Source organism: Defluviitoga sp. (assembly GCF_035349255.1).
In the GTDB taxonomy this organism is placed as follows: Bacteria; Thermotogota; Thermotogae; order Petrotogales; family Petrotogaceae; genus Defluviitoga.
Genome location: NZ_DAOPSE010000005.1, coordinates 71,614 through 82,727 on the forward strand (window position 1 = coordinate 71,614; position 11,114 = coordinate 82,727).

Sequence of the window (11,114 nt, forward strand, 5' to 3'; positions counted from 1 at the left end):
TTGACTTAATAGAGAGTTGAGAGGGCTTCGCCCTGTAACCCTTTCAAATTATCTTAGATTTTAATTTAAATCAATTTTTAGAAATTTCTTGACTTAATAGAGAGTTGAAAGGGCTTCGCCCTGTAACTTGCTAAGAATTCCAGATTTTTATATTTCTATATATTATACCAAATATTTTAATTTTATTCAGTTTTCATTAACGTTTTTACTATTTTGAAATTCCTTGATTTTTTCTTACTTTTTGTGCTATACTTTTTTCGAAAGAAGGTATCTTGTCTTGCCTTCTAAAAAACCACCTACCATCTAACTTTCAAAAAGGATGTTGATGCCATTGTCTGATCTACGAATATGGTTATACGGAACACTCGCAAGTCTTATTGCAGGATTAGCAACAGTAATTGGTGCCATTCCAGTTTTATTCATGAAAAAAGAATTGAGCCAAAAAAATATGGACCTTCTTTTAGGATTTGCAGCGGGGGTTATGCTTGCTGCCACTATGTTTTCACTCATACTTCCTTCGCTAGATTTAGGTGGAATAGTTATAACAATCATAGGAATTCTAGCAGGAGCAATTGTTATAGATTTGTTTGATAGATTTTCGCCGCATGAACATTTTTTAAAAGGTCATGAGGGACCTGACGCAGTAAAACTTAAAAAAATTTGGCTTTTTGTTATTGCGATAACTCTTCATAATTTTCCTGAAGGAATGGCTGTAGGAGTCAGTTTTGGTGGGGGTATGATCTCTAATGGAATTTCAATTGCAATTGCTATAGGTTTACAAAACATACCTGAGGGAACAGCAACTGCATTTTCATTCCTTCAAGCAAATTATAGTAAAAAGCAAAGCTTTTTTTGGACACTTTTAACAGGACTTGTGGAACCTCTTGGAGGTTTGTTGGGAGCTTCTCTAGTAGTTCTTATGGAACCTCTTCTACCTTTTTTCCTTTCATTTGCAGCAGGCGCTATGCTTTATGTCATAAGTGATGAAATAATTCCTGAAACACATTCACACGGGAATGAAGAAATTGCGACATTTTCTTTAATCTTTGGCTTTTTGTTAATGTTGGCACTTGATGTGGCTTTTGGATAATTTGTGTACATTAGAAAACTAAATCACTTTTTCCTCTTTGTTTCGCTGCATACAACTTTTTATCAGCTTCATCAAAAAGTTCATTAATATTATTACTATCTCCATAACTAACACCAGCAGAAAATGTGCAATTAGTTTCTGAATAAAATTGGTCCAGTAATCGCTTTACAATATCGACAACATTTTCACGAGAAACATCATGCAATATTACAACAAACTCATCTCCACCATATCTAAATATTCTATCAGTTTTCCTTAAACTTTTTTTGGCTATATTTGCAAAAATTTTCAAAATTTCATCACCTTTTTGATGCCCATATTTGTCATTAATTTCTTTGAAATTATCCAAATCAATGATTACTACAGCAATTTTCTGATTCTTTTGATAACTCAAAGAAGAAATGTATTTTTCATAACCCCTTCTATTTCCAATTTTGGTAAGCATGTCTAATTCTGCTTCTTCTTTTAACAAATTTAAAGAAATTTTATTTTGCCATATTATGGCACTTTGTTTTGCAAAGTAATCTAAAATTTCTAACTGCTCCTCTGTTATGGATTTCCCATCGTATCTGTTATCACACAAATAAAAAGCAAAGTTTTCTTGTGAAATCTTTAAAGGAGAAAACGCAACTTCTCCTCGCAAATCTAAAGCTGTGACTAATGTCTGATCGAGATTGCTGACAGGTAGTTTAATTGTAACATTATTTTCAAATGCTTTTCTTAAAAGTTGGTTTTTCATTATTAATCTTTTCTTTATAGAAACTGATTTTATCTTTTTTTCTAAATTCGAAAAGTATTCTTTATTATTTGTATATTCCTGTAAATAAGGCAAAATATCTATCTCTAAAGTTTCAAAGGCTTCATATGTGTTATTTGCTTCAATCTCGTCAACAGGACCTAAAGCTCTATGTACTTTAAAATTAGTGCCATCTTCTTTAAATAATACTGCCCTGTTAAAAGCTCCAGCAAATCCACCAGTTATACCTGTCATCGAGGCATAAATCATCTCATCTACTGAGGTCTCTATATCGTAACTTTTTTCAAGGATGATTTTTGAAGTTTTGAAAACGCTTCCTAATTTTGAAGCGTTTAAAAATAAATCAGTTAAAATAACTGATATTATTGGTTTTGATCGTTTGATAATTTCATATATTAAATAGACTTCATCTTTTATTAAAACTTCGAAGGGTAAAACCACCTTTCCTTTTTCTCCTGAAATTTCTAAAATAATTCTTTGTTTATGAATATCTACCATTTCTTCGATATTTTTAATTTCAAATATTCGAAAAGAACCACAAATTTTTAAAAATTTGTACAAATTACAAGGAACCATTTTAGGATCTTCGTGAATTTTTATGCTAACTTCAATGACATAGAGAAAAATGTCGCAAAACCTGGTCAACACATATGTAAGACCAGGATTTATATATGCTCTTCTTATATTTTTCATGTATTTTTCAGGAAGTTCTCTTTTCATTTTCCTACATCTCCGAAATTTGAATCCACATTTTAACGATAACGTCTAAAATTTCATCTGCTGTTATTAATTTTCCTGTTGTTTTGGTAAGAGATTCTACATGCCTGTTAGCCTTATTTAAGCGAGAAATTTCTCTCACATATTGACCTTTATTCATTTCTGGAACTATAATTATCTGCGCATTCTTAAAGATCATTTTCAATCTTGAAGTAGGTATTGGCCATATGGTGATAGGTTTAAAGAGTCCAACAGGAATTTTGTCTGATCTGGCTTGTTTAACGGCTCTTAAAGCGCTTCTTGCAACGCTTCCAAAGGCGATTACTACGATTTGAGCATCTTGAATCATGTATTCATTATATATGGCAATCTCTTCTGCATACAATCTAATCTTAGAATCAAGATGATCCGTTACTTTCGCAACACGATTTGGATCGCTGGTTGGAAATCCACTTTCATCATGAAACAAACCTGATACATGAAATCTAGTTTTGCCCATTTCTACCAAAGGATTGACTGTCCGCGAATAATCTAAATCATAGGGTAAAAAAAGCTCTTCTTCATCTAATTCTCTTTCTTTTAACCTTTCAACAATTTTTGGATTTTCTTTATCGTAGTCAAAGTAAACATTCTCTCTCATATGTGCCAATGTTTCATCTAAAGCTAAAATGACGGGTGTTCTATAAATTTCTGCATAATTAAATGCCTCAATTGTATAAGTGTAAACTTCTTCAACTGTTGAAGGATACAAAGCAATAATTTGGTGATCTCCGTGCGTTCCCCAACGCATTTGCATAATATCTCCCTGAGATGGATCTGTTGGCGAACCGGTACTTGGACCAGCCCTCATTACATCAACAAAAACACAAGGAACCTCTGCCATTATTGCATAACCAATTGCTTCCTGCATCAACGAAAAACCTGGGCCACTTGTGGCAGTCATTGATTTAGTACCTGCAAGTGAAGCACCCATTATTGCGCAAGCACTTGACAATTCATCCTCCATTTGAATAAAGGTACCACCAACTTTTGGCAATTCTCTAGCCATATATTCGGCTATCTCAGTTGAAGGTGTAATAGGGTATCCAGCAAAAAAACGGCAACCGGCTTTTATTGCTGCCATACCAACAGCCTCGTTGCCTTGCAAAAACAGCATTTTACCCACCGAATCACCTCTTTTTAATATAAATGTTAATCAACCAGTTTTACATCAATTGCAAAATCCGGACACATTCGTTCACATTGTAAACAACCGGTACATTTAAATGGATCAGGAACTTGAGGAATATCAAATTCCCCCTCAACTATAGCATCAACAGGACAAATCCAAGAACAAATCCCACATCTTTTGCAATAATTGTAATTTATTACTACCTCGAATACTTTCTTGGTTGATTGCACTTTATTTATCCTCCTTTAAAGAATACTTAAGAAAAATCCAGCAACAACCGCCGAACCAATAACTCCAGCAACGTTGGGACCCATTGCATGCATCAAAATAAAATTCCCCGGATCTGCTTCCTGAGCTAGTCGTTGAGCCACTCTGGCCGAATCAGGAACAGCAGAAACTCCTGCAGCCCCGATCAACGGATTTATTTTATCTTTAGAAAACAAATTCATAAATTTTACAAATAAAATACCACTAGCCAAAGAGCTAACAAAAGCAACAGCACCTAAAAGAATTATTTTTAACGTTCCAAGAGATAAAAAAATGTCCGCAGTTGCAGAAGCACCTACTGAAAGCATGAGTAAAATAGTAACGGTATCACAAATATATCTAGAAGCTGCTTCTGCCAATCTACCTGTTAATCCAGATTCTTTAAAAAGGTTCCCGAGCATAAGCATTCCAATTAAAGGCAAAGTTTGAGGAACAATTAAAGCCACTAAAATAGTTGTTAAAATTGGAAATAAAATCCTCTCTTTTTTTGAAACATTTCTAAGTTTTTTCATTCTGATTTTTCTTTCTCGTTCAGTAGTTAACAGTTTTGAAACAGGGGGCTGTAAAATCGGGATAAGCGATATATAAGAATAAGCAGCAATAGCAATTACAGATAATAACTCTGGAGAGAATTTTGATGCCAAATATATCGCAGTTGGTCCATCGGCTCCACCAATTATAGAAATAGATGCAGCAGCATGAAGGTCAAAACCTAATAGGCTTGCTAAAATAAAAGTAATAAAAATACCTACTTGGGCTGCTGCACCTAAAAGAATTAATCTAGGGTCAGCAATTAAATAAGAAAAATCGGTTAATGCTCCTATACCAAGGAATATAAGGGGAGGATATATTCCTAGTTCCATACCTTGTTTTATGTACCATAATAATCCACCTGGTTGACCATTTTGAGGTGGCAAAAGAATTCCGGTCAATTCAGGAGGTATATTAGCCATTATCATTCCAAATCCTAGAGGAATTAATAGAAGAGGTTCTGCATGCTTTACTATAGCAATATAGATAATACCAAGACCGATGGCTATCATCACTATTTGCGACCAGTTTATGCTTGCAAAACCACTAGTAGAGAAAAAACTAAAAATCTCATTTAGAGACATTAGTCTACCTCCTGAAAAAGATGTTTTTTAAGACTATCTTTCACCCTTTAATTTTTGATCGATTCTATCATGCTCTTTCCTTTTTTATCAATAACGTCTTTATACCATTTTTTATAATCGTTTAGAAATTTATCCTCAGAAATTTCATAAACTTCTTTCAAATCTTTTTCCATATCAATTTCATCAAATATCTCAGAAAATAAATTTTTCTTAAGCTTAATCTGATCTATTCCATATGCATTAATTAAATCTAATAAAATGTCTTTCTCAAACTCTTTCTTGCTCTTCAAATCATTAAATAAAACCGATATTTCATTTATTAGATTTTTTACTCCTTTTAAATATTTCCTTTTAGCATCTTCACTCAAAGTATCATCAAACATAATTCGATCCATAAAATTCATGAATTCTTCCTCTAATTGTAAGAAGACCTCAAAATAATCATCGGAGTTGGAGTCATCTTCAGAGTAAAATTCATTAGAATAAAATTCAATAGATTCATTTATGTTTTCTCTTATTTCATCTTCAAGATCTTCAATATTCTTTACAGTAAAATCTAAACTAAAATCAAATTCATCTGAAAAATAAAAATCATCTTCATGTAAAAAGGTGTAACAATAACTTGCATAAATTTCTAAATCTTCCAAAGCAGGTATACTCGGAACGATTTCGTTTAGAGAAATATCATACAGTGAAAAAAAATCATCAGTGATTCCTAAAATGTCCTCGTAATTAACTATTTCAAGTTTTTCAAGAATTTTGTGATAATAAGGAGATGAACTTTGCGTAATAGAAGGAAGTATAGCAACACGAAAATTATTTGTTTCATTCAATAAATTTCTATAAAAGTTTCTTATCCCTTTTTCATCAGTGTGTATGCTTAAATCAAAAAAATTCCCATAAGTACCTGTAGAGAAAACCAAATGATGATCAATGATTCCTTTTTCTAATTTCTTTAAATAAACAAAAACGACTTTATTGTATTCATTTAAAGTTTGTACTAAAAATTCCTCAGTAATTATTTCTACGGTTCTATTTTCTTGTTCAGTCGATAATAAAGATACTATGCTTTTTTTGTCAGACTCAAAAAAGGCATTAATTCTTAAAATTGTCAAAATAAGCGGAATATATTCTATATCAATTTTTAATGCTTGCAACTTCGTATCTTCATTTTCATCCTCATCATCAAGATTAAATTCATTGTTAAACCATCTATAATTTCCAAATCTTCCATCAACCTCATATATATATTTTTCAAACAGTTCCGGACCTTTTTCGTTTTTTATTGAATTATCATCAACATATATTTTTTTTATCCAAGAAGGTCTCAATTTCATAAAATCTCCATAAATCCCTTTTAATATAATCATGCTAACACCTCTTTTATATCAGACATTACAAATTATTTTGCGAACCTTTAAATTTCATACTTATACAACTTAAAATGGTAACCAATAAATAAGAATAATACTATTACTATTATAACACCTACAACTTGAAAATCCCAAGCAATTAAGCCTATAATTCCAAAAATAAACGAAATTATATATGTAACAAAAGAAACCAATATGGGAGATATGTTATACTTTCTACGAATTTTATTATAGATATGTTCTTTATCGCCCAAAAAAGGTGATGTTTTGTTTAACAGTCTTCTCAACACTGCATAAAACAAATCTACAAAGTAAAAGCCGGTAATAATAAAGGATATAAAATAGCCATCTCTACCAAACTTTCCAGAAAGAAATAAGAATGAGTAAAATAGCATGAATCCCAAAAAATAAGAACCAGCATCACCAAGAAAAATCTTTGCAGGATAAAAATTATACAACAAAAAACCTATTATTGCAGCTACAAAAATTAATAGATCATAGTTTTTTAAGATTACAGCAAAAAAAATCAAACTAATTATTACAGTACCAGCACAGACTCCATCCATTCCATCAACCATGTTTACCCCATTGATCAAAGCCGTTCCTGTTATAACAAGGAGGATAAAATGGAATGGATTTTTTATTTCACCTACCATATACACAGACATAGAAACAACTATAAATTCAGCAAGCAAACGCAAAAGAGGGGATATGTCTTTTATATCGTCATATAAACCAATAAAGGTTAAAATAGAAGCAGGTAAAATAAAGCTTAAATCAAAAATATAAAAAGGCAATATGGATAAAAATATTGCGATTCCGCCCAAATACGGTGTCGGATCTTTATGTGATTTTAATTTATTATCTGGTTGATCAACTATATTATATTTTTTAGCTATTCTTATCATCACCGGCGTGAAGATGACTGATAACAAAAAAGCTGACAGAATTTTAACAAAACTCATAAATCTTCCTCTCTAAAAATTAGAATTAGAATTTAAGCTATTTTTTCTCTTAACAAATACAACGCAAACTAGAACTCTTCATTACATTTTCTCAAAATAATTTAGCTACCATAAGAATTATCATTACCAACTAATCAATATTATATAACAGTATTTCATTAAATTTATTTACAAATTTATTTACAAAATAAAAAACCCCTTATTAAGAGGGGTATTTTTCGTGTTTTTTATTTCAATAACGATGATATCTTCTAGAAGTAGTTATAATTTCAACATTATTGTTTTTCAATTCGTTTAAAAACTTTCCATAAGCTGGTAAATGTGGAGGTATTATAACTTTTTCAATTTTCCATTCTTGAAGCATATTTACTATCTCTTCAGAATTTATTGAAGAATCAAAGATTATTGTTCCGCGAGAAGGTTCCTCTTCAAATTGCTTCAAAATATTATTAAGTATGTTTAATGCGATCTTTCTATCAACACAAGCTTGATTACCAGAATATATTTTATTATCTTTTATATAAACTACGGTGTCTGATCTATGAATTTTTGCAACTTCAAAGGCGATTTTTTCAACATCGGTAAAAGCTTCTGTATCTACGGTTAGATTTATTGATTTTTGCTTAACCACCAAATCATCCTCTATGACATATTCTTCATCTCTTCCCAAACTCTTTTTATATATCTTCAAAACCATGGGTTTGTATGATAAAAAACGCTCTTTTTCATTAAAACTACGAGAGGTTAATAAACAATCATGTCTTGAATCTTTTAATTCTTCTAAAAGATTTTCATCATCAGAGTAGATTACTCCGCCATTCCAATCTTTAACGAGTTTAACAAATTGTTTTTTTTCATTTTCATCAGGATCAACTAACCCATGAACAAAAATACCTTTTTTAGAAAAACCAATAAAATTTGATTCTGTAAGGCTTACCAAAGAGAAAAGTAGTTTTATATCTTTCAATATTCTTAAAGTAGGTTTTTTGTACGGAGTAATATTTTCTAAATGATCTATAAAACTGTCTTCACCAAGAAATTTAAGTAACATTGCCTCTTGTAAAGGATTGGCTCCAAATCTTAACTCTCCTAATATTTCAAAAAATTCATGGTCAAATTTTTCAGACGCAAATAATTCAGAAAAAACCTTATGAATAGTGGCGTCATATTTAGAAGTTGAAAAAAATACTTTCAAAGCTAATTTTCTTCTCAATTGCAAAGGAACATCTCCACATTCTTCTAAATTCTCTAGGACAGTGTCATAATCTTTAGGGTCAACTAAAGGAACAACATCTCTATAATTTTTTGCTGCAGCTCTAACTAAAGTGAACCCACCAATATCAACAAAATTTAGAAGAGTTTCTTCGTTTCTAGTTGATTGAACAATTTCTTCGAAAGAAGGAAAGTTAACGATTACCATATCAATTTTTTTTATGTTATACTCCATCAAATCTTTTATATGGTTCTTATCTGTGGATTTGGCAAGAATTCCTCCTAATAACTTGGGATCTATACTTTTTATCCTTCCTCCTAATATTTCAGGAAACCCTATAAAATCAGACATTTTAATTGTTTTAATACCTTTTTGTTCTAAAAAGGATGAAGTCCCTTGTGTACATATAATTTCAACATCATTATCAAACAAAAATCTTGCTATGTTTTCTATTTTACTCTTATCATAAACAGAAATTATGGCCCTTTCTATGTTCATTTAATAATTCCTCCATAAATATATATTAAATACTCACTTTAGAAATTCTAAAACTTAAGTATTATCAATATTTTAGTTTTAAATTTTTTATAAAATACCTCCATAACTCTAATCCTTACTAACTATGAATTATTTTAATCCGCTCAGTGTAGCGAAGGAGAGGGAAGAGGGCTCCGCCCTGTACCCGTTATAAATTCAAAAGCTTATTTTTAAAAATCTCCATTTCTAAAGTCTCTATATAAATTAATACTTATTTAATTTCATATAATTCTTAAATTGAAAATTTCCCCGGTATCTTTGCAAACAGTCTGGTTTTTTCAATATGTTCCAATCCCAATATATAGCGCGTAAATCTTTCTATGCCAATTCCACAACCAGCTGAGGGTTGTAAATAACCTTTTTTCGCTATTTTTAAGTAATCGTCATAATTCTCTAAATTGTTTCCTTTTAATTTAATTCTTTTCACAATCTGCTCATACTCGTATTCGCGCTCACCACCAGATATACTTTCGCCAAATCCTTCAGGATATATTAAATCAAAATCCAAAAGTGTGTCTGGTTCAAAAGGATTTTGCTTATCGTAAAATTCTCTTTCTTCGATAGGCATATCAATCAGCCATACAGGCTCTGTTGCCTTTTCAGATAGTATTCTTTCGTAATCATCACCATAAATCTTTTTCGCTTCCTTAACGGAAATCTTAGAAAATGGTTTATTAGGAATTTTAAGTGTAGGATGATATTTTCTTATCAAATTTGGATAGGTCTGAATTATATTTTTAATCACGTAGATTATTAAATCTTCCATTAAATCCATTATATCATTTCTTTTTGCATTTTTTACTTCTAAATCCAGCTGCACAAAATCAATTAAATGCCTACCAGATTGCGCCTTTTCTTCTCTTTCTAATCTCAAATTAGGAGAAAATGAAAATATCTTGTCATGGACTAAAATACCTACTTGTTTTTGGACTATCATCGACTTAGTAATATAATATTTGTACCCATAGTAATCAATTTGTGCTTCAAAAACATCTTTATTCAAAGGATCGGTTATAGTAGATACAATTACAGGTAGATACTCAATGAACCCTTTGTCATGAAGAAAGTTCCTAGATAAGCCAAGAATATCAGATTGAATAATAAGAGCGTCTCTGTAAGATTCATCTTTCAAATATTTCTCAACTAATTCAACTGAATCAACTTTTCTTTCTTCTTTTTTTACTATCTCCATAATGTTTTCCCTCCATTAGTTTTTGATAATGAGATATTATGGAACAATTAAATATTCTGATTTAACACCTAGGATGTGAATAGAACTCTCACCTTTAACATGTTTAAATTCAAAATCCGTTCCCTATAGAACTCAATTTTCAACCACAAAAGAAAAGCCGGCGCTGATTTTTTGGTTTCAGCGCCGGCAATTTTTATATAACAATACTACAGCGTTAATTGCCGACGCTGTGCATTGTTATTATTATTATTTAATACTGCTACAAGCTGATTATACAGGGAAATCTCAAATAAAAAAGTCTTTAACATTCTAATCACCTTTTTATTAAACTAAAAAAATTCTATCACAAAGAAATTAAAAAGTCAAGCTATGTTTTCACAAAAGAAAAATTATTAATCTATAAATTAATATCGCCGCTAAAAGGATTAGAGTAATAGGCAAAGCAATTGTAACAAAGCCAAAAAAGATTAAAAATGCAAGAACGATCCCAATAATTATCACTATAACTCTCCAAATAACTGGGAAAAAGAGAAAAGATAATATAACTATAAAAACTATTCCTAACAAAGCTAGTATATTTTTTAACATCTTAATTCCTCCATTTATAAAAATTTATATTGTTTATTATAACATAATTTTTATTAAAAAATACTTAAATTCAAACAAAAAATACCGCGTTGTAAAAACGCGGTATTTCACTTAAAGGGGTGGGACATA

10 protein-coding genes are annotated in these 11,114 nt (G+C 30.7%); 1 reads left to right on the forward strand and 9 read right to left on the reverse strand.

What is annotated here, in order from left to right; translation table 11 throughout:
- Nucleotides 1-325: 325 nt before the first annotated feature.
- A complete protein-coding gene (locus tag PKN74_RS02685) occupies nucleotides 326-1,090 on the forward strand; it encodes a ZIP family metal transporter (RefSeq protein ID WP_472308338.1) in 765 nt (254 codons plus the stop codon).
- Between the two features lie 10 nt (nucleotides 1,091-1,100).
- Here PKN74_RS02685 and PKN74_RS02690 read toward each other — a convergent pair whose 3' ends face one another.
- The 9 genes from PKN74_RS02690 to PKN74_RS02730 form a co-directional block, all read right to left on the reverse strand.
- Nucleotides 1,101-2,567, reverse strand: a complete 1,467-nt coding sequence (locus PKN74_RS02690; protein WP_472308340.1) for a GGDEF domain-containing protein — start codon at nucleotides 2,565-2,567, stop codon at nucleotides 1,101-1,103.
- Nucleotides 2,568-2,571: 4 nt separating this feature from the next.
- A complete protein-coding gene (locus PKN74_RS02695; protein ID WP_472308342.1) occupies nucleotides 2,572-3,729 on the reverse strand; it encodes a 2-oxoacid:acceptor oxidoreductase subunit alpha in 1,158 nt (385 codons plus the stop codon).
- Between the two features lie 26 nt (nucleotides 3,730-3,755).
- A complete protein-coding gene (locus tag PKN74_RS02700) occupies nucleotides 3,756-3,965 on the reverse strand; it encodes an ATP-binding protein (RefSeq protein WP_472308344.1) in 210 nt (69 codons plus the stop codon).
- A gap of 15 nt (nucleotides 3,966-3,980) precedes the next feature.
- Nucleotides 3,981-5,117 carry a sodium ion-translocating decarboxylase subunit beta gene (locus PKN74_RS02705; RefSeq protein ID WP_472308346.1) on the reverse strand — a complete coding sequence of 379 codons (1,137 nt, stop codon included), beginning with the start codon at nucleotides 5,115-5,117 and terminating at the stop codon, nucleotides 3,981-3,983.
- A 47-nt stretch (nucleotides 5,118-5,164) separates the two neighbouring features.
- Complete coding sequence (locus PKN74_RS02710) at nucleotides 5,165-6,487, reverse strand: hypothetical protein (protein ID WP_472308348.1); 1,323 nt, start codon at nucleotides 6,485-6,487, stop codon at nucleotides 5,165-5,167.
- Nucleotides 6,488-6,534: 47 nt separating this feature from the next.
- Entirely contained in the window at nucleotides 6,535-7,455 is a 921-nt protein-coding gene (locus tag PKN74_RS02715; RefSeq protein WP_472308350.1) for a glycosyltransferase family 4 protein, read from the reverse strand.
- A gap of 232 nt (nucleotides 7,456-7,687) precedes the next feature.
- Nucleotides 7,688-9,166 (reverse strand): hypothetical protein, encoded by a 1,479-nt coding sequence (locus PKN74_RS02720; protein WP_472308352.1) that lies wholly within the window; start codon nucleotides 9,164-9,166, stop codon nucleotides 7,688-7,690.
- A 271-nt stretch (nucleotides 9,167-9,437) separates the two neighbouring features.
- The gene (locus PKN74_RS02725; RefSeq protein WP_472308354.1) at nucleotides 9,438-10,397 is read right to left on the reverse strand and encodes an asparagine synthetase A; all 960 of its coding nucleotides are present in this window, start codon (nucleotides 10,395-10,397) and stop codon (nucleotides 9,438-9,440) included.
- A 375-nt stretch (nucleotides 10,398-10,772) separates the two neighbouring features.
- On the reverse strand, nucleotides 10,773-10,985 hold the full coding sequence (locus tag PKN74_RS02730; protein ID WP_472308356.1) for a hypothetical protein: 213 nt from the start codon (nucleotides 10,983-10,985) through the stop codon (nucleotides 10,773-10,775).
- Nucleotides 10,986-11,114: the final 129 nt, after the last annotated feature.

What these genes read in the sequence shown, in the direction of transcription:
- PKN74_RS02685 (WP_472308338.1), top strand. Translation starts at nt 326, where the DNA reads ATGCCATTGTCTGATCTACGAATATGGTTATACGGAACACTCGCAAGT.
- PKN74_RS02690 (WP_472308340.1), bottom strand. Translation starts at nt 2,567, where the DNA reads ATGAAAAGAGAACTTCCTGAAAAATACATGAAAAATATAAGAAGAGCA.
- PKN74_RS02705 (WP_472308346.1), bottom strand. Translation starts at nt 5,117, where the DNA reads ATGTCTCTAAATGAGATTTTTAGTTTTTTCTCTACTAGTGGTTTTGCA.
- PKN74_RS02710 (WP_472308348.1), bottom strand. Translation starts at nt 6,487, where the DNA reads ATGATTATATTAAAAGGGATTTATGGAGATTTTATGAAATTGAGACCT.
- PKN74_RS02715 (WP_472308350.1), bottom strand. Translation starts at nt 7,455, where the DNA reads ATGAGTTTTGTTAAAATTCTGTCAGCTTTTTTGTTATCAGTCATCTTC.
- PKN74_RS02720 (WP_472308352.1), bottom strand. Translation starts at nt 9,166, where the DNA reads ATGAACATAGAAAGGGCCATAATTTCTGTTTATGATAAGAGTAAAATA.
- PKN74_RS02725 (WP_472308354.1), bottom strand. Translation starts at nt 10,397, where the DNA reads ATGGAGATAGTAAAAAAAGAAGAAAGAAAAGTTGATTCAGTTGAATTA.
- PKN74_RS02730 (WP_472308356.1), bottom strand. Translation starts at nt 10,985, where the DNA reads ATGTTAAAAAATATACTAGCTTTGTTAGGAATAGTTTTTATAGTTATA.